At 50.8% G+C, this 19,618-nt stretch carries 13 protein-coding genes, 1 tRNA gene and 1 pseudogene; 8 read left to right on the plus strand and 7 right to left on the minus strand.

The window, feature by feature from the left end:
• The first annotated feature begins 2 nt into the window (after positions 1 to 2).
• Positions 3 to 1,025 carry an ABC transporter permease gene (locus tag E0E17_RS09570; RefSeq protein ID WP_130833776.1) on the plus strand — a complete coding sequence of 341 codons (1,023 nt, stop codon included), beginning with the start codon at positions 3 to 5 and terminating at the stop codon, positions 1,023 to 1,025.
• A 72-nt stretch (positions 1,026 to 1,097) separates the two neighbouring features.
• Here E0E17_RS09570 and E0E17_RS09575 read toward each other — a convergent pair whose 3' ends face one another.
• Complete coding sequence (locus E0E17_RS09575; protein WP_130835507.1) at positions 1,098 to 1,622, minus strand: YjjA family protein; 525 nt, start codon at positions 1,620 to 1,622, stop codon at positions 1,098 to 1,100.
• Between the two features lie 595 nt (positions 1,623 to 2,217).
• On the opposite strand from E0E17_RS09575, the gene E0E17_RS09580 reads away from it, so the two are divergent.
• Together E0E17_RS09580 and E0E17_RS09585 are read left to right on the plus strand one after the other, a co-directional pair.
• Entirely contained in the window at positions 2,218 to 2,613 is a 396-nt protein-coding gene (locus E0E17_RS09580; protein WP_130833778.1) for a DUF2382 domain-containing protein, read from the plus strand.
• A gap of 27 nt (positions 2,614 to 2,640) precedes the next feature.
• Complete coding sequence (locus E0E17_RS09585; protein WP_237680769.1) at positions 2,641 to 3,765, plus strand: YsnF/AvaK domain-containing protein; 1,125 nt, start codon at positions 2,641 to 2,643, stop codon at positions 3,763 to 3,765.
• A 151-nt stretch (positions 3,766 to 3,916) separates the two neighbouring features.
• On the opposite strand, the gene E0E17_RS09595 is transcribed toward E0E17_RS09585, so the two are convergent.
• Positions 3,917 to 5,614 (minus strand): DUF4153 domain-containing protein, encoded by a 1,698-nt coding sequence (locus E0E17_RS09595; RefSeq protein WP_130833782.1) that lies wholly within the window; start codon positions 5,612 to 5,614, stop codon positions 3,917 to 3,919.
• Between the two features lie 222 nt (positions 5,615 to 5,836).
• On the opposite strand from E0E17_RS09595, the gene E0E17_RS09600 reads away from it, so the two are divergent.
• A tRNA-Leu gene (locus E0E17_RS09600) sits at positions 5,837 to 5,921 on the plus strand.
• 197 nt (positions 5,922 to 6,118) lie between these two features.
• Positions 6,119 to 7,189 carry a tyrosine-type recombinase/integrase gene (locus E0E17_RS09605; protein ID WP_130833784.1) on the plus strand — a complete coding sequence of 357 codons (1,071 nt, stop codon included), beginning with the start codon at positions 6,119 to 6,121 and terminating at the stop codon, positions 7,187 to 7,189.
• Positions 7,190 to 7,495: 306 nt separating this feature from the next.
• Here the strand turns inward: E0E17_RS09605 and E0E17_RS09610 are convergent, their stop codons facing one another.
• The 3 genes from E0E17_RS09610 to E0E17_RS09620 are packed head-to-tail and all read right to left on the minus strand — an operon-like array spanning position 7,496 to position 13,462.
• Positions 7,496 to 8,743: a restriction endonuclease subunit S gene (locus tag E0E17_RS09610; RefSeq protein ID WP_130833786.1), complete on the minus strand. Its 1,248-nt coding sequence runs from the start codon at positions 8,741 to 8,743 to the stop codon at positions 7,496 to 7,498.
• Positions 8,736 to 10,370, minus strand: coding sequence for an HsdM family class I SAM-dependent methyltransferase (locus tag E0E17_RS09615; protein ID WP_130833789.1), 1,635 nt, complete (start codon positions 10,368 to 10,370; stop codon positions 8,736 to 8,738). Before E0E17_RS09615 ends, E0E17_RS09610 begins: the two co-directional genes overlap by 8 nt.
• Entirely contained in the window at positions 10,364 to 13,462 is a 3,099-nt protein-coding gene (locus E0E17_RS09620) for a type I restriction endonuclease subunit R (RefSeq protein ID WP_130833791.1), read from the minus strand. The genes E0E17_RS09615 and E0E17_RS09620 overlap by 7 nt, the downstream gene beginning before the upstream one ends.
• 465 nt (positions 13,463 to 13,927) lie before the next feature.
• Here E0E17_RS09620 and E0E17_RS09625 point away from each other — a divergent pair.
• Positions 13,928 to 15,071, plus strand: a pseudogene (locus tag E0E17_RS09625) (IS3 family transposase); the annotation flags it as partial.
• A gap of 859 nt (positions 15,072 to 15,930) precedes the next feature.
• On the plus strand, positions 15,931 to 16,692 hold the full coding sequence (locus E0E17_RS09630) for a transporter substrate-binding domain-containing protein (protein WP_130833793.1): 762 nt from the start codon (positions 15,931 to 15,933) through the stop codon (positions 16,690 to 16,692).
• Between the two features lie 142 nt (positions 16,693 to 16,834).
• Here the strand turns inward: E0E17_RS09630 and E0E17_RS09635 are convergent, their stop codons facing one another.
• Positions 16,835 to 17,413, minus strand: coding sequence for a class I SAM-dependent methyltransferase (locus E0E17_RS09635; RefSeq protein WP_130833795.1), 579 nt, complete (start codon positions 17,411 to 17,413; stop codon positions 16,835 to 16,837).
• Positions 17,413 to 18,426 carry an HNH endonuclease gene (locus tag E0E17_RS09640; RefSeq protein WP_130833797.1) on the minus strand — a complete coding sequence of 338 codons (1,014 nt, stop codon included), beginning with the start codon at positions 18,424 to 18,426 and terminating at the stop codon, positions 17,413 to 17,415. Before E0E17_RS09640 ends, E0E17_RS09635 begins: the two co-directional genes overlap by 1 nt.
• Before the next feature lie 567 nt (positions 18,427 to 18,993).
• Here E0E17_RS09640 and E0E17_RS09645 point away from each other — a divergent pair.
• Positions 18,994 to 19,605 carry a methylthioribulose 1-phosphate dehydratase gene (locus tag E0E17_RS09645; protein ID WP_130833799.1) on the plus strand — a complete coding sequence of 204 codons (612 nt, stop codon included), beginning with the start codon at positions 18,994 to 18,996 and terminating at the stop codon, positions 19,603 to 19,605.
• Positions 19,606 to 19,618: the final 13 nt, after the last annotated feature.

Here is a 19,618-nt window from a genome sequence, read left to right on the forward strand (position 1 = left end):
CCATGAAAACCTATACGCCTGCGCGCCTGCGTCTGACTGCCGCCCTGGTGGATAATCTGTCGCTCTGGCTGGTATTGATTGCGGTATTTGTACTGATGTATCTGCTGAACGGCGAGCGCTTTATCCGCAGCCAGAACCTGATCTCCATGGCCTATCAGCTGCCGATTATTGGTCTGCTGGCGATTGGCATGATGATCTCTATGCTCTCCGGCGGGATTAACCTGTCGATTATTGCTACCGCCAACCTCAACGGCATTATCATCGCGCTCTGCCTGCAACATATTTCGGCGCAGGGCATGAAGCTGGCCAGCGGCGAACTGGTGCTGCTGGCGGTGCTGCTCGGTTTTCTGAGCTGTGTGCTGGTGGGGGTGGTTAACGGGCTGCTGATTTCCCTGCTGAAGATCCCCGATATCCTGGTGACGCTGGGCACCATGACGCTGATCGCCGGGGTGAATGTGGTCCTGACCAAAGGCTATACGCTGTCCGGTTTTCCGGAGTCGCTGCTCAGCATCGGTAACGGGGCCAGTTTTGGTATACCCAATGCGCTGATCCTGTTTCTTATCGCCAGCGTCATCGCCTCCGTAATTTTAAACAAGACGCGCTTTGGCTTCAGCCTGTATATGATGGGCTCTAACCCCACTGCTGCGCAGTACGCCAGCGTTAACCTGGTGAAGATCACCGTGATGCAGTATATCTTCTCCTCCAGCTTTGCCGCGCTGACCTCGCTGGTGATGATTGGACAACTCAACTCGGTAAAGGCCAGTTACGCCGACTCTTATCTGCTGGTGGCGGTGCTGGCTGCGTTTCTCGGCAAGGTGAGTCCGTTTGGCGGTTTTGGACGGATCTCTGGTGTGGTGCTGGCGGTAGTGATTCTGCAGTTGATCTCCAGCGGCCTGAACCTGCTGCGCCTCGATCCTTTCACCATTACTGCCACCTGGGGCGCGATCATTATCGGCATTGTGGTGTTTCGCGGACTGTTCTCGCAGCTTAAGCAACGTTTCGCCCGTCGGCGCGATGCGTCATAACCCGCACAACCGGGAGAAAGCGGTGCCGGGGAGAGGGTGAAGGGATGACGCAGCACGCGCCATCCCGGGGTATCAGGAGATAAAGTTTTTACCCTGCTTCAGTACCACATCGCAGGCTTTGGTTTTCAGTTTTTCACCGAGCTGGCTGTTGCTCAGGGTCTGCAGGTTCAGCTGTTGGCCGTTACCGGTGTTTAACAGGCCCGCTATGCCCTGCTGGTAATCTGTCTGCTGCGCCTGGGCAGTGGGGGTGGTGAGGCCGAGCTTGCTCAGCACCTGATCCTTCACCGACTGCACATTGTTATCCACCACGTTATGCTGGACGCAATATTGCAGCACGCCTGCGGCATTGGTCATATTACTGGCGCTCACTGCCTTGTCGCCACCGTTCAGCAGGCCGGTAAGCGTGCCCAGCGAGAGACCGCCAGTCTGCGTGCTGGCCTGAGTGGTATTGCTCGTTGTGGTGCTGCTGTTTTGCTGGCTGAGCTGTGCGGCCGCGCTGCTCAGTTGATCCTGCCAGCTTGCCGCTGAGGCGCTACCTGCCACCAGTGCCGCTGCCACTCCCCATCCCCAAATCATACGTTGTGTTGTGTTATTCATCACTACCTCAGGTTTCACGATCATTATCAGCCCTGGTTAAGAGAAGTCTTAGAGGCAAAAGTTCAGGTTTTGTCAGCAGGCCCGGCTTGCTTTGAGATTATTCTGTATCGTGGCAAAAAATAAAGAATCGTATTTACCGGCTGCGCTTATTTACGCTGCCGTTAATAACAAAGAGTTATCAGGTTTCGGTAATGCTTTTATTCAGCTGGAAACATTATTTAATACTTATTCATTGTTGTAGGGATAATGTTGTAAGTTGTCCTGGGAAAAGTAAAGTTAATAATAACTTTTTTGGCCTGAAGCCAGGTCGGCGCTGGCCTGATGGGTGACTATTATCCAGTCTGTTGGCAGTTTTTTATTGTTTATAAGCCTGATTTTAAAATATTTTTATCGTTTTTTGGCGGCGGTTTTTTCTGAAATTAAATAAACAGTTTGCAGTTTTATTCCTGCATTTAAATATGATGTTTTCAGGTGAGGAATTATCTTATTTGCTCCGCCTTTCAGTTTTTTTGGCTATCATTATTACTGTGAAACAGAGTTGGCGGGAATATTTAACTTATCGGGAAAAATATTCCTGTAATAAAGCGGAGAAATTATGGGGAATCAGCCGGAACACAATAAAACTGCTGAAGAAGTGCTCCAGGTGGCCGAAGAGCAGGTCACGCTGAGCAAACGGCAGGTTGTGGATGGCCGGGTCACCGTCACCCGCTCAACGTCTGAACATGATGAAAGGGTAAGTACGCTGCTGAACAGGGAAAATGTTGAGATTGAGCATGTAGCAAAGGCACAACAGGTAGCGTCCATGCCAGAAGTACGGGAAGAAAACGGGGTACTTATTGTCCCGGTCGTTGAAGAAGAGATTGAGATAGTCAGAAAGCTGGTGCTTAAGGAAGAGATACACATACGCAAGGTGCAGGAGTCTGTACCTTTTGAGGACGTGGTAACACGACGTGAACAGCATGTCACTGTGGAGAAAGAAAGCGATCGGTAAGTAACGCTAAAACTGAGAGGAATGATCATGGCACATGAAAAAATCGTAACTTTGTTCGATTCTGCAATGCAGGCTGAGGCCGCGAAAAGAAATCTCGTCAAAGCGGGTTTTCCCGATCGGGACATTAGTTTGATCGGTGGTGAGCAATTAGAGTCAGAAGGGAAAGCGATCCGGCATCCCAGTATCTGGCAGCGTTTGTTTGGTAATACCGTTGATGACGAACAGGCGGATGTGTATACGCGCGCCATGGATACCGGCGGTGTGGTGCTGACGCTGCGTACCGAAGAAGAGCAACTGGCGCGTGCGATGACCATCCTGCATTCCCATGAATCAGTGGATATGCCGTCACGTATGCAGAGTTCGCTGTCTGATTCCCGCGATCGTGAGCTGATGACCGGCGAAAATGCCGCGCCGCCGGTGGGCGGGGAGTTTGCCGGACAAACCAATGACCGCCAGGTAGAGCCGGTGCGTACTTCGCTGACCGGTGATGAGTCCGAAGAGGAAATCCTGCGTCTGGCAGAAGAGCAGATTGAAGTGGGTAAACGTCTGGTGAGTGAAGGCTCAACGCGGGTACGGCGTTATACCGTGACCGATGAAGTCTCTGAAGATGTATCGCTGCATGAACAGCACGCTGATGTTTTCCGTCGCGCCATCAACGAGCCCGCTTACCTGGGCGATATTGACTGGTCCGAGAAAACCGTGGAAGTGGCGGAATCCCATGAGCAGCCGGTGATTAACAAAACGGCCCATGTGAAAGAAGAAGTCGTAGTGCGTACTGATACTAACGAGCGTACGGAAACGGTAAACGATACCGTGCGTCGTCAGGAGGTGGATATCGACAGAACCACGCCAGAGGTGAACGAGCAGGCACTGTCAGCCAGCGCAACAGAGCGCGTCGGTGCGACAGGGCAGAATGCCATCAATCAGGACATGCTGAGCAGTGGGGTTAATACTTCTGTTAACGATGACACTGGCACCCGGCCCGCAGCGTCCGCCTCAACAGAAGGGGTGAATACGCGGGGCAATATGAGCGCGGCGCCAGATAAGACCTCTACGCCCGGCGTCACGGATAAAATCAGCAATAAAGCAGGCGAAATAAAGAATAACGTTGAAGACAAGTTTAAGCAGCGCGATTACGACCATCATCACTGATGGGCGGGACGTAAGGGCTATAGCGCGCTTACCTAATCCCTTTGCTTACAGATAAGCCCCATTTTAAGCATCAACACCAGGAAGGGCCAGCCAGCAGGCTGGCCCGGTTATTTTAACTCAAGGGTTCTGACTGAATAAGTCGCCTTTCCGCTTAGTCGACGCCGTAATAGTGCACCGGATAACGTTTACCGTTAAGCAGCAGGTCCCGCCATGGCTTTTGCACTGTCTCTGTCTTGCCGTGCTCAGCCAGCCGGGCAAATTCCTTATCATCACTCGCTGGCGTGATCTCTCCTGCCGGTTGCCACCTCTCCTGTTGCCAGACAAACACCTGAATTTTTTGCTGGCCACGGTCATATAACAATACTTCAGCCCTGCCGTCATCATTCAGATCCATCAACCATGCCAGACAGAAGGCACTCTCCAACAGGCAGCCGTTTATCATATAGCCTTTGTTTTCGACCATACGCTGCCACCAGCTTTCCGGCAGCGGCATACTGCCCGGACGTAACTTAACAGACTGACGCAGTTTGGATTCAGCAGGCGCTGCCGGGGGCTGGCGGATGGTGCTTGCCAGCATTTGAGCCAGCGTGGTACGCGTACCTTGCGCATCGTCCAGCCATTGCGGATGCTTCTGTAATGTCAGCAGCAGCTGATGACCGCGGCGCCCGGCCTGACTAAACAGATAGAGGTCGGTGGTATCTGCATGTTTGATGCCGCGTTCCAGCTGAGAACGCTGTTGATTAATCGTAATACGATAAGGATCAAGTAGCGGGCTGTGTAACAGCAGCCAGAACAGCGCGATCAGGCTCAGCATCAATACACTCAGTCGGTCGTTATGAGCAAGTGCTCGCCGCCCCGTTAATCCGGCAATACCCAGCGACCAGACCAGCATTAGCGCTATCAATACCGCAGCGTGAATACGATCCATCGTCCAGCCATATTGTGCAACGCGCAGCCAGAGCGCATAGCTGGCTAACAGGACGAACAGCGGGGAGAGGCACTGCGCCAGGCCGATCAACTTCGCCAGCCAGCCGGGATAGTTCAGTGTCCGCGCGCCTGGCGAGCCGGTTACCGCAGTTAATATCGCCATAATTAATGACATGATGGTTAACAAGACTGCGGTAGAGAGGTGGCCGGGAATTATCGCCAGGCCGGTAAAGGGCAGAGAGGCGAGAAACAGCAGTGAGATCAACGCATGCGCGGGTAAAACCGCGCTGGCCAGCAGCGTAACAAAACGACGAAACACCTCACCTGCGGCAGGCAGGCTACGACACAGCACAATACCCGCTGCGATGGCCATACCGGTAGCCACCGGCGGGAAAATCACGTTGTCAAAAAACAGCCGATCAAACCAGTGGATGGCAATCAGCCCGAACAGCTGGCTCCAGAGCAGTAAAAACAGCCAGAACAGGCCAGTCAGCAGTGCGGTTGCAGCGAGGGTGAAGGTGTTGTTCCACAGCGCGGCGATAATCGCCGTCGCGCCTTTTTCACCGCCAGCGCGCACCTGCAAAAAGGGCATGAGCAGAAACAGCCAGAAAAAGACAACTGAACCCACCCTGACGGCAAAGTTTGCCGTGTCCCGGGTGGCGAAATTCCAGTGCAGCCAACCGGTGATCAGGGCGAGGAACGGCAGTACGCTGAGTGCCCATAGCCAGGGCGCAAGAGTGCGAAAGCGCGTTACGGTAAAGGCCAGCACGCTGTTAAAGCCGCTTACCAATACCAGAGCATACAGTGTCCAGATGGCGTCAGGCTGGTAGTGCAGCAGCGCGGCCCACAAGATGCCGGTGAGAAAGCCAGTAAAGAGAATGCCCGAACGGGCAGGGAAGGGCAGTGCAGGGCGCAGCAACATAACATAATCCTTTATATTTACGAGCAACCAGGCGGGATCATAATCGGATACGGCTCAGTTGGCTATTTTTTCAGCTTGCCGATGCGGTACGGTGCCGGGGATAATCGGGGTTCCGGGCGGGGGAGGTGCTTTTTTCATCATCCAGTGAAGCGCCAGAAGGATTAAGGTTGCGTGGCCGGGCGGTAACGGTATAATTGCCAACGTTTTCCGCATCCCTTCCGTGCCGGAGTGGCGAAATCGGTAGACGCAGTTGATTCAAAATCAACCATCGAAAGATGTGCCGGTTCGAGTCCGGCCTCCGGCACCAAATGATGCAATCAAGTCGCTTAAGAGCGGCTTTTTTTGTGTCTGAGATCCAGTATCCGCAAGGCGTTTACTATTTTTCACTTCACCTAAATAAACCTGATTCAATCTACATCAACATACTGATGTAGGTACATCTACGAGTATATCCCGGTTCGATAATGTTTGTACCCACACAGAACCCTTGAAAGGATACTCATCATGGCTCTGAGTGATGTGAAGGTTCGTTCGGCTAAGCCTGAAGCAAAAGCCTGTAAACTGACCGACGGTAAAGGCATGGTTTTGCTGGTTCACCCTAACGGTTCTAAATACTGGCGGCTACGTTATCGCTTCGGTGGTAAAGAGAAGATGCTGGCGCTGGGGAGATATCCTGAAATTTCGTTGGCAGATGCCAGGGCTCGCCGGGACGAAGCTCGTAAGCTGTTAGCTAATGGCGTCGATCCCAGTGAGAACAAGAAAGCCGCTAAGGTAGAGCAGGAGCTCGAAGTCGCCGCTCGTTTACAGCAACGAACTACCGCGATTAGGCGCTTTGCCGTTCAGACCAGCTTAATCGACTACAACCCCGCGCAAGAGATTGCCGGTGCGGTTGCTACGGCGAAAAGACAGCATCGTGTTGCTCTTGAACTGAACCGCATACCTGAATTACTTCACCACATTGATCATTACTCCGGCAGGCCTTTAACTCGATTAGCTGTCGAGCTCACTTTGTTAGTGTTTATCCGCTCAAGTGAACTACGTTTTGCACGCTGGTCAGAAGTGGATTTTGAAACGGCCATATGGACGATTCCAGGTGAGCATGAACCGCTGGAAGGCGTTAAGCATTCTCAGCGTGGTTCGAAGATGCGAACACCTCATCTCGTACCCTTGTCGCGCCAGGCGCTGGTCATTCTGGAAAAGATCAAAAGCATGAGCGGGAATCGAGAGCTGATTTTTGTAGGCGATCACGATCCGCGTAAACCCATGAGTGAGAACACAGTGAACAAGGCTTTGCGAGTGATGGGCTATGACACGAAAACGGAAGTCTGTGGGCATGGTTTCAGGACGATGGCTTGCAGTTCTCTGATCGAATCAGGATTATGGTCGAGGGATGCGGTAGAGCGGCAGATGAGTCACCAGGAGCGTAGTTCTGTACGGGCGGCTTACATCCATAAGGCTGAGCATCTGGGGGAGAGGAGGTTAATGTTGCAGTGGCGGACTGATTATCTGGATGCCAATATGCAGAAAGTTATCTCTCCCTTTGACTATGCCGAAATCAACGATCCATTGAGATAAGTCAGAACGAATCACTTTATCAATATTCAGTTTAAATAAAACACTGCCCTTTGAATGATAAACATATCCTAAATCGTAACGATATTTTTAATGATGTATATCCGGCGATTTACTGAACCGGATTGGCTGTCTAATCATAGTGAATAGTAAGATCTTTGATAACGGTCAGGGATCATTTGAATGTAGTAATAATTAATACCAGTAAAAGTGAATGATACCCGACCAGAAATGAATGGCAAGGTTTTGGTTGCGGTGAGCGAGGCGCAGTATGGATCTGGGCTGCGCCTCGCAAAACACGTTGGAGAGTTATTTAACCGTGACCTGTCCGTTCATAAGCAGAGGGAGGAGCCAGTCGCGGAGTTTGATTAAATCCTGATTTTCAAGGCTACGCGTAAAAATCATTTTATTGTATTCTGAAACAATATCGTCATATCGTTTCAGTAATCCGGGTTCTGGGCAAACGACTTGCAGTGAATGTAAATCATCTTTCGTCATGGAGCCAAATGTTGTTCCTTCCGCATTTCGACGATCAAATACCTGTTTGAAATACTTCATCACGTAGAATAAAAATCCATCTGAGCGGCTTTTGCTGTTTAATGCCGCAAGCCCTCGCCCAATACAACAATCGGCATTGGCAATATTCATATCACCAACCGGTGCACGAACACTGAGTAAAATATCACCTTTTTTCGCCATTCTCGCGGGTGATGTTGTGTACTGACGTGGGGTTGGGAAAAGCCAGCCAAAGTCTGTTGAACCCTGGAAAAAAAGCGTTCCGACGCCATCTTCGTTATAAGACTCCCCGGCTGGAGACTGCCCCATTGTGATATTCGCTATTTGAGACAGCGTATTAACCGCCCACCCTGCCGGAATTTCCCGTTTCAGAGTGGCGTTATACACCATCTTTCCGCCGGAGGTTTTATACGGTTTTCCGTTGGCATCAGGAAAATCAAAATGTACAAACCAGTAGTCGTACAGCGTCTTCGCCATCGCTTCCAATTCAGTATTAATACGGTTGTTGAGTTCTAATTTGTCATCTATGGCCTTAAGCACTGATGAAATTTTCTCCTGAATAGCCTTTTCAGGACCTGAAAAAGGAATCCTCGCCAAAATTCCCGTATTGAGGTTGGGCATCGTCGCCCCAATAGCTTGGCTAATAATCCATGACTGAATTTTTGGTGTGCTCAGATAATAAGTTAGGTAGTCAGAATCAAGCAGATTACCAGGTCTTAATAACAAGCAGCCTGTGCCACAAAAATACCCAACTTCATTTCTTCGGATCAGCGCTTTGAGTGTGACATTACCTCTCCTGCTGTAAACAATGTCACCTTCTTTAACGAGATATTTTGATAACCGTTGAGCATCTTCATCTGAAATAAATGAAATATTGGAAAGATCTACTCTATTGTCCCTCATATTCGCAGGCATAATGCAGGGAATACCTTGAGCAACATAGTCCTCAGCATGGAGTTGGCTACCAAAAGGACCTGTATGTATGATTCCACCACCCGCTTTAACCAAATCGCCGAGCGTTGAATTGATCTGATTACTCATACTTTAGCCCCGCCATTTGCTTCATAATCTCTGCTTCCAGCTCTCGCGACTTGCTAAACAAACTCTCTAGATTATCCGTAAACCCTTTCATCTTCGCGGCAAACTGCTCCGGAGTCATATCGGTGTATTCGATTTTCACATCAAAATACTGCCCGGCGCTGAACGAGTAATTTTTCGCGGCGATGTCGTCATAGCTGACCACTACCGAGAAATCTTCTTCGCTCCACTTATTGTTGAATACTTCGCAGATGCGCTGTTCTTCTTCTTCTGTCAGCACCGTTTTCTGGTTTTTGCCGTCTCTGACTTTTTCACCTAAGCTCGAGGCGTCAATCAGCACCACTTTCTCTTTGTTGCTGGCGTCAATAAACAGGATCGACACGTTGGTGCCGGTGGTGGCGAAGATATTCGACGGCATGGAAACCACGCCCGCCAGCATCTTGTTTTTCACCAGATGTTCGCGAATGCCTTTATCAATGCCCGACTGCGCGGTTATAAACCCGGTCGGCACTACGACCGCCGCCTTGCCGCCCGGCTTCAGTGAGAAAATAATGTGTTGCAGGAACAGCTGGTAAATCTCCATTTTGTCCCTGGCTTTGGCTTTGATTTTCGGTATCCCGGCAAAGAAGCGTTGCTGGTTTTCCTTGCTGTCCAGATCGTCGCGAAAGTCGCTAAAATCCATCTTGAACGGCGGGTTGGAGACGATGTAGTCAAAGCGTTTTAGTGCGCTGTCGTCTTTATGGAACGGATGCAGAATGGTGTTGCCCTGGATAACGTTGGGAATCGAATGCACCAGATTGTTGAGGATCAGGTTCAGACGCAGCAGGCTGGAGGATTTCTGCGAGATGTCCTGAGCAAAGATGCTGCAACGATCTTCCCCGATGGCGTGCGCCACATTCATCAGCAGCGTACCGGAACCGGCTGACGGGTCGTAACAGCTTACGTCACGTACGACGCCCTGCTGCGCTTTCGGCACCAGAATTTCCGCCATGATACGCGCCACGGCGTGAGGCGTGTAGTATTCAGCGTATTTGCCACCTGAGTTGCTGTTGTAGTCTTTGATCAGGTATTCAAAGATAGTGGCATAGAAGTCGAATTTCTGCGTGAAAATGCGCTCGAAGCTGAAATCAGCAAGCTTGTTGATGATGGCGCGGCAGAAGTCGTCGCGCTTTGATTCGTCGGCGATGTACTGGCTGAGGCGTTCAAACAGCACCACTTTCGCGCCGCCATCGGTTTTGACCGCGAAGACATCGTTGTTGGTGGCGGCGATGTCCATCAGGGTGTCGTCAAAGGTGGTGGCGAAATTCGCCTCGTTTTGACGGTTGTATAAATACTGAATGAAGTGATGCGGCTTCAGACGTGCGGTGTCAGCGCTCATCTTCAGTTGCAGCTTGTCCCGCTGTTCTTCGCTCATCTGATTGAGCGCGACTTCCCATTTTTCAGCGCTGGCGATGCTTTTATCCACCTTTTTAGCTTCAAAGGCGAATTTGTCGTTCAGGAATTTGTACAGGAATGCCTGAGTGATGATTTTGAATTCGTTACCGTCGTTGCCCAGACCATAGTTCGCACAAATGCTTTTCAGGCTGTCGATCAGGGTTTTGGTTTTGTCTCTAAATTCCAGTTCTACCACGTACGTGCTCCGGTATTAAATTCGTTCAGGTATTCCGCCACAATCAGGCAGTTGATGTCGCCAGCCGCTTTCGCACTGAGGGTGATCTTCTGCTGGTTTTCAAAGTGTTCCAGCACGCATGACACGATCTGGCGTTCAAAATAGCTTTCATTATTTAGTATCTGGCTGTTATTCAGCACTTTTTCATCCGCATCCAGCTTAACACCTAGCAGCGCTTCGAAGATTTTACGCTCCGGCTCGCTAAGGCCGCCGCATTCGCGCAGGCGTTTGTGGGTACGCGCGTATTTCACATCGCCCCTGTATTTCTGGCGTAGCAGGTTGTTCTGGCGGTTCAGCTCTTTGATGCGGTCATGAATTTTATTGAGTGTGCCAATATTCGCAACCATTTCTTCCTGCGAGACTTCGCTGAGTTTCTTTTTCTTGAACAGGCGCTCCAGTTCGTCTTTCAGGCTGACAAACTGCGGGTCCTGCTGGTCGAAGTTGGCGGCCAGCGCCTCGCGGGTACGCCGCAGCGTCTCTTTAAGTTCATCGGCCAGTACCAGCTCTTCTTCGCCCACTTTATGGAATTCAAAAATCACCTCTTCAAGCGCCCGGTTCAGCAGGCCGGAGAGATCTACGCCCTGCTCCAGATCCGCTTTCAGGTTGAGTAAGTCGAGGCGGTGGCAGGCTTCGCGGTAGAGGATATTGAGTTTATTGAAGTCCAGCGCCTGAAGAAATTCAGTGTTGCCCTGATGTCGGATCAGATTGTAAAGGCTGCGGGCGTCGGCCAGCGCGTTTTTCAGCGCCAGCGCGGTTTCCCGGTCCTGAATCTGGTTTATCTGGTCAGTGAAGATTTCCGCGTTTTCCGTATCGAAGCTGAACAGGACATCTTTTATGTGTTCTATTTCTTCGCGGATCTCTTCCGCCGATTTGAACAGACGAGAGTAGTGCTCCATTTCGTCGCCCAGTTCGGCCTGTAGCTCTTCAAAGTAGGCTTTGTTGGTGGCGTCAAATTCCTGGCGGATATCGGCAAAGTCCACCACGTAGCCGTAGCGGAAGTTGTTGTAGGTTCGGTTGACGCGGGTGAGTGCCTGGAGCAGGTTGTGCTTTCTGATCACGCGGCCAAGATAGAGTTTTTTCAGCCGTTTGGCGTCAAAGCCGGTGAGTAACATGTTGTAGACGAACAGCAGGTCAATCTCCCCCGCCTTGAATTGCTCCACCCACTCTTTGCGTTCCTGCTTGCTGCCGACGTCGTGCAGGATCAGGGCGGCGCGTTTGATTTTCCGCGTTTCTCTGGCATGGGTCTGGTAAACGGCGGCAGGTTCTGCGGCCTGTAATACAGGCATTTGTTCGGTTACTTCATCGGCGACGGTGTGCGATTCGGCGTAGTCAGTGTTGAATAACTCAAACATCTGTTTGGCCTGTTCAGAGCTGTCGCAAATCACCATGCCGCCGATGGTATCATCATTCAGCGCGCCCCGGCTTTTGGCAAAGTCGGTGACGATGTAGTTCAGCATAGGTTTGACGAAGCTGGGATGAGCATAGATGTATTTGCGATCCACATCACCCATTCTGACTTCCACATCTTTTAGCGCCTGTTGCAGGATCATCCGGTAGTTGGTGGCGATTTCTTCGCGAATCAGGCGCAGCGTGTAGCCATCGGCAATGGAGGCATTGTAGTAGTATTTGTGGATGTAGCCGCCAAAGAGGTCGCGGGAGTTGTAGTCCGTTCCCAACAGAGGCGTACCGGTCAGGCCAATTTTGATGGCGTTAGTATCCGACTGGCTTAAGTTTGCCAGGAAGCTCCCTTTGGGGTTGTAGCTGCGGTGGACTTCATCGAGGAAGTACACACGCTGGATGTTGATGTCGTAGTCTTTGGTGGTGACAACGTCCGGGTCATCGCGGAATTTCTGGATGTTGACGACGGTGATTTCCGCTTTGCCGTGATGGTTATGCAGCGCCTGTGTCGCTTTGATGTCACGCGTGAAAGCTTCGCGTGAATCGATGAGGTGAACGATTAAGCCACGGGCGGTAAATTCGCGCTGCGCCTGCTGGAGCAAATCCAGACGATCAACAATAAAGTAGAACTTGGGGATCACCTGCTGATTCTGGAAGTAATCCGTCAGGAAGCGCACGTTGTAATAAGCCAGCGCGGTTTTTCCGCTGCCCTGGGTGTGCCAGATAATCCCTTTTTTCACGCTAGCATTCAGTTTGCGCTCGATCGCTTTGGTGGCGAAAAGCTGCGGGTAGCGCATGATGTGTTTCTGAATGCCGCCCGACTCGGCGACGTATACCAGTGCATAGCGCAGGATAAATGCCAGCCGATCGCGGCTTAACAGCGCGGTGCAGAGGCGGTTGGTCGGGCGGTTGTGATCTTTATTGGTCTGAAATTCCGGGTTGGTGCGGATTACTTCCAGGTTGTTGTCTTTCAGGACGGCGATTTCGGTTTCTTCTGACAGCGGTTTCAGTAACGCGGTCAGGTTGAAGAGTTCTTCTTCGCGAAAGTAGTTGAATACTGGGTTGCTGTAAGAGCTGCTGGCGTAGAAAGCCCCCTGAATCGGCTCCGGGTCGCTGTCGTCATACTCCATGTTGTTGGAGAAGATCATGAACTGGGTGATATTGGCGAAGCGCTTGAATTTGGGGTTCTTAAAGCGTTCGTTGATGCGGTTGCGTTCTGCGACGATACCTTCGCGGTTGTTGGGCTTTTTCACTTCGATAAAGATCAGTGGCATACCATTGATCAGTAACGTGATGTCCGGGCGGAACTCTTCATCGCCGTTTTCGCAGGTCAGTTCGGTGACGACATGGAAGCTGTTGTTGTTGAAGTTGTCTAAGTCTATCAGTTTGATGCCGGAACGGTCGCTGAGTTTCTCGAAGAAGGCGCGACCCAGGTCGTCGTAGTCAAGGAGAAGCGAGAGATCTTTGAGCTGGCGACCAATGTCGTCTGGGGCTATTCCGGGATTTATTCTGCCAACCGCAGAGGTGAAGAGGTCAGGGAATATATTGGTTTCTTTGTCCCAACGCTGTTCCTTCAGAGACAAGTAGCAATAGCCCAACCGAATCAAGTGTAAGATAACGGGGATTTTTACTCGGGTATCTTCAGTGAATTTCATCGTGTTCCCTGTTTTTGGTATTTATCACGTCTCAGGCCTTGCGGTACTCCACAACCCCAGAACGACTGGCAATAATGTCTGTTCAATTTGTATCTATGTTACACGTTCTCTATTAGCTGCCCGAGTACATTTGTCGTGCTTTTCTTGAAATGATAACCGTCGTGCCAGACTCTGAAATTTTCCGTGAAAATCATGAAATCAAGAATAGCTGTAAAGTTGCTTATCCCGTTCTGAACGATCATGTTTTCGCTTGGAACGCCGCTCGGCTGTTCGCCGGGAATCAACGCTCATGTCAGGCCAGAATATGCGAATAAGGCAGAAGAACAGTAGCCGGTTCTGGTTCTGCACAATTCGCTCAGATAACTGGTGAAGTCACAGATGGCACAGGCTAAAGCTCTGCATGAATCGCCACAGGTTTAACAGACACCTCAGAGTCATTTAAGATGACTTAAAAGAGAGGTGCCCATGAGCGGTAAACGTTATCCCGAAGAGTTTAAAATTGAAGCGGTAAAACAGGTTGTTGAGCGTGGCCATTCTGTTTCCAGCGTCGCAACACGTCTCGGTATCACTACCCACAGTCTTTATGCCTGGATAAAGAAGTACGGGCCGGACTCCTCCACCAATAAAGAACAATCAGATGCTCAGGCCGGGATCCGCCGACTCCAGAAGGAGTTGAAGCGGGTTACTACGAACGGGACATATTAAAAAAAGCCGCGGCGTACTTCGCAAAGCTGTCCGACTGAGGTACGTCTTTATCCGTGACAACAATCGTTGCTGGCCTGTCCGCCTGCTTTGCCAGGTGCTGGATGTGCATCCGGGTGGGTTTTACGCCTGGCTTCAGCAGCCACATTCAATTCGGCATCAGTCGGATCTAAGGCTAACAGGACAAATCAAACAGTTCTGGCTGGAGTCCGGTTGCGTTTATGGCTATCGCAAGATCCATCCCGACCGGCGAGATAGCGGACTACAGTGTGGGATTAACCGGGTCTGGCGGCTGATGAAGCGTGCCGGGATAAAGGCTCAGGTCGGGCACCGGAGCCCACGAGCGCGTAAAGGGGAAGCCAGTATCGTGACACCCAACAGGCTCCAGCGGCAGTTCAATCCGGACGCACCGGATGAACGTTGGGTAACGGACATAACCTACATCAGGACCCATGAAGGCTGGCTGTATCTGGCCGTTGTTGTTGATCTGTTCTCGCGCAAAGTTATCGGCTGGTCAATGCAGCCCTCGATGACAAAAGATATTGTCCTGAATGCGCTTCTGATGGCCGTGTGGCGATGTAATCCTCAAAAACAGGTGCTGGTTCATTCTGAACAAGGTAGTCAGTACACAAGCCATGAGTGGCAGTCGTTCCTGAAATCACACGGGCTGGAGGGCAGTATGAGCCGTCGTGGTAACTGTCACGGCAATGCAGTCGCAGAAAGTTTTTTCCAGCTACTGAAGCGTAAACGGATAAAGAAAAACATCTACGGAACGCGGGATGAAGCCCGCAGTGATATTTTTGATTATATCGAAATGTTTTATAACAATAAGCCTCGGCATGGTTCGAGTGATCAGATGCCACCGGCGGAATATGAAAAACAGTATTATCAACGGCTCGAAAGTGTCTGGATTATTCGTGGCGATTCAAACTATGAACAAGTCGATATTGAGACCAAACTTTTGGTGCCTCTGAAGAAAACTTTCCTGCCTGCCTGAATTTTGCTTTGATAGCCATATCGGTGTTCTACTGATATGGCATTACACCCACTAGTGATGTCTGTTTTTTGTACGGATTCTAACTTGTGGGTACAAGCGCAGGTATAACTATTTGTGATTATTTATAAACTACATTGATATCAGTCTATTAGGTGTGAAATTCGAGTCCGGCCTTCGCACCAAATGATGCAATCAAGTCGCTCAAGAGCGGCTTTTTTTGTGTCTGAGATCCGCGCAACACAAGGCCTTACTCGCTTTGGGACTCAACCTAACTCAACCCTGTTCGCTCTATATTAACTAAGCGATGTGAGTATAACTGCTCCTCGTCAGGTCAACCCTTTGAATTAATATTGTTTTTTGTCACGTCCACGAACATTCAATCTTGCACACCCACAGCTAATCCAAAAAATGATCCTCCTGGTGACATAACTTGCCTGACCCGCTTCCGACAGAAACCAAACGTGGCCGATCGTTATCGGCAAAGGTATCTCAATGGGGCAATGCGTGACGCTGACGCAGGGGGTCACTATTGGCGATGGCGCGGCTACTCCGCTAATGCACTGGTAGCAATATTCGGTGCTGGATATGGCAATGTTTCCGGTAAACAACGTTGTGCACTTCTGTGAATTACTGCTTAATGTTCAAACATAAGGTGAATTTACGCCGCTTTCGCTGCCGGAGATGAGGGGAAACCTTTGTTATGTAGCGGCAGTATCGCTACGGCGATGCGTGACCGGTGGCACGATAATGAAATCATAAGGAATCTGAGATGAAGTTAAAGTTGGGTGTTTTCCTGATGGCAGCCGTGATGACCTGCGGCGTTCAGGCGCGCGATATGCAATCGATTCAACAAAGCGGTGAGTTAAAAGTGGGCGTACCGGGCGACTATGCGCCGCTGGCGTTTCATAACGACGCCGGCGAGCTTATCGGCTATGACGTGGATATGGCCCGGGATCTCGGTAAGACGCTGGGTCTGAAGGTGACGTTTATCATCACCAGCTGGCCGACGCTATCCGCTGATTTGAAAGCCGATAAGTTTGATATCGCCATGGGCGGTGTGACGGAGACCCCGACGCGTAAGAAAGACTTCTCGCTGAGCCATCCGGTGGTGGCGAACGGTAAAATCGCCCTTGCCAACTGCACCGCCGCACCCGCGCTTGGCAGCCTCGAGAAAATCGACCAGCCAAATGTGAAGGTGATTGTGAACCCGGGTGGCACCAACCAAAGCTTCGTAGATGAACATATCAGGCATGCGCAGATCATTCGCGTGCAGAACAACGTTGATAACCTGCAGGCTCTGCGGCAGAAAACCGCCGATATGATGGTCACTGATCTGATCGAAGGGGATTATTATCAGAACAAAGAGCCTGGCGTGTTCTGCGTGGCCAACGAGACGCCATTCCCCGGCACTGCCAGTTACAAAGTGTATATGATGAACAGGGATAATCCGGCGCTACTGGAGAAAGTAAACCAGTGGCTGGATAACCAGGACAAAACTGTGTTCAGGCAGAAGTGGAAAATTAACGGTTAATTTATGAAGCGTGCCGCCGCCAGACAGCGCGATTCTGGCGGCGAGCGTCGAAGCGAGTTAACTTTGCTGCAGTCATACCCGATGGGGGCAGTAAAGCAGGGCCGATAACCAAACGACTCGCTGTCCTCTTCACCAGAATGCTTCACCGCTTTTTTAAAACTGCATTAAGCCACATTTCATCTCTCTGCGGACGTTTATCCTGAGTTGTCCACAGGGAAATTATCTCGATTTCAGGCGCAGCTTTCAGTAATGTTTTCAGGCTGGTTTCATTCATATCCGTAAAGTGCCGTCCCTTTTGCTCACGTTCGCCGTCGCCATATTTAAAGGAGATATACCAGACGCCGCCAGGTTTGAGCGCAGCAACCAGCTTTTGCATCACGCCGGGTAATTCACGAGCAGGAACGTGAAGCAGCGAAGCACAGCACCAGATACCCTCATATTTCTGCTGCCAGGAGACATTATTAAAAGTCAGCTGCTGAACCGGCAGGCCGGTGTGCTGCCGCGCCAGCATGACCATTTCAGCAGAGGCATCAAATGCATCAACCTGATAACCCATCGCCTGAAACGCTTTCGCATCGCGTCCTGAGCCACAACCTGCATCCAGTACCCGGTTACCCGGGTTAAGATAGCGGGTGAACATCTCATAAAGCCCAGACATATCGACATTTACCGTGTCAGCAAAGAAATCCTGCGAATGGTTTTGATAGTACTGGAGAGTCATCAGAATGTTGCCTCGCCTTCGGCCCTGGGTTCCCAGATATGAAAAAGTCTCGCTTTGGCGGTCTCCCAGTTACTGATAAGAAAATTTTTCCGCGCTGCGGGCTGGTTCCCGGTTTGTTTCACAATGGTTTCATGTAACGGGAGTTTGCTCTGTATAAAATACTCGTTGCGGGCGTACAAGCGTTGCAGGAATTTGATTGCCGGCAGGTGCGCGGACTTACCTGCAACGCCACGATTGCAACATTTACAGGCCAGCACCAGATTCCATACGCCATTAATATTGGCAACCTCATCGCGCGCAGCCCACGGAATAAAGTGGTCAACGTCTGCCAGGTCGGCGCTACCCGGTAGCAGGCTGACAGGTTTAAAACAGTAAAAACAGCGTCCTTTCTGGTAGCCATTCAGGCTGTCGCGGCAACTGGTAATATTGACCCGCTTTGCATTGACCTTGCTGAAAAGCAGCTGATTCTCTTCGTCAAACTCAACAGCCACAAGATTCCGGGAAATACCCATCGCCCAGGCTTGCTCGACCAGATTCCAGCGTGCATTGGTTTCACAGGCCAGATTTTGATATTGCTGGCGCTCGCCCAGCAAATAGAAATTATCCGTCAGCCGTATCCCTTTATGGGATTTACGCTCATCAATGAAAAAGCGTTTTTCGATCTCACCGCCGTTCACATTATGAAAGGCATCGATCACGTTGTTGAAACCAAGCCGTACCGTGGTTTCAATCAGCTGAGCCTGAGAAATTTCACCATGATTAAACTTCACACAGGTTTCAAGAAACTGGCTACCGCGCGAAGTGATCTGCTTAGGCGCGTGCAGCAGATGCTGGCACAGATGATAGCTGAACGGAGCAGCGAGTTCTTCGAGGGTGATTAAATCGCTGCCCCTCTTATCAATCTCATACAAGGCATGCGCCAGCGCAAATTTGTAAGAAGCGACATTCTTTCCAAAAAGGATGACGCCCCGCCAGTAGTTCTCCAGCGAGGGATCGGACTGGTAAAATTCCATTGATGAGATCCTGTTACGGTTGGCAAGGCAGTGGGTTGCTGAAACCTGTAACGTGATCACATAACAAATGAAAAGTGATGTAAATCGCGAAGCGACAGATTTAGTGAGTTTTTGAATTAATTCTTTTGCAAGCTAACGGGCAGGAAACCAGATTCTTGCCATCCGGCGCAGCAGTAAGGCACGACTCATCTTCTCCCGACCCTCTTAACGCCTCTCCGCAGCGATTTTCTTCCCTTGTCACCGCTTCTTTTTTCGCAGGACGATCGCCCATCTTTTCCCCCTCCGGCAGCGGGTAATCTTGAAAGCTGAAAAACGTTCAGTGGTATCGTTGTCAAACTCCCTGATTTTCCCTCTTTTTCTGACACCTGCACGCCTGCGGCAAGCGGTTCCGGCAATATTGTCCAGGCGGACCGGCAGTGTTAGTATCGGGTAAATAGCCATTTAGATGGCTAAATAACGACGCTGCGGGTCAGCTGCCGTCTGACACGGCGTAATACGCAAAAGGCCTGCAGTCATGACCTCTGGTCGAAAGGTTTCTGAATACCATCGTTAAATAAAGGAATTGCTATGTGGCAAGAAAGACTCGCGCAACTGGTTACCACCTGTCACTGGATCGGTGCGAAAGGCTGGGCGCCGGCTACCGGCGGTAATATGTCGGGACGTCAGGATGAGACCTGGTGCTGGCTCAGCGAGTCGGGGCGTGATAAAGGCATCCTGACGAGTGAAGATTTCCTCCAGGTTGACATCGCCACCAATAAAGCGCCTTCCGGGCGTAAACCCTCGGCAGAAACCGGGCTGCATACCCTGGTGTATCGCTTGTTTCCGGAAGCTAACTTTGTGCTGCACGTCCATACCGTCAATGCCACCGTGCTCTCGCGTATTGAAAAAAGCGACACCCTGGCGCTGCAGGGCTACGAAATGCAGAAAACGCTGACGGGTCAGCACAGCCATCTCGATACCGTACCGGTGGCGATTTTTGATAACGATCAGGATATTGATGCACTGGCGGCACGCATCGAAGATTATGCCCGCACGCGTCCGCTGCGCTATGGCTTCCTGCTGCGCGGCCACGGTCTGACCTGCTGGGGCAAAGATATCAACGAAGCCCGCCGTCAGCTGGAAGGGCTGGAATTCCTGTTTGAGTGCGAACTGCTGCGTCGTCGCTACGAGCGCGACTAAATTTCTCCGTCAA

Source organism: [Erwinia] mediterraneensis, assembly GCF_900604315.1.
GTDB classification, from domain to species: Bacteria; Pseudomonadota; Gammaproteobacteria; order Enterobacterales; family Enterobacteriaceae; genus Pantoea; species Pantoea mediterraneensis_A.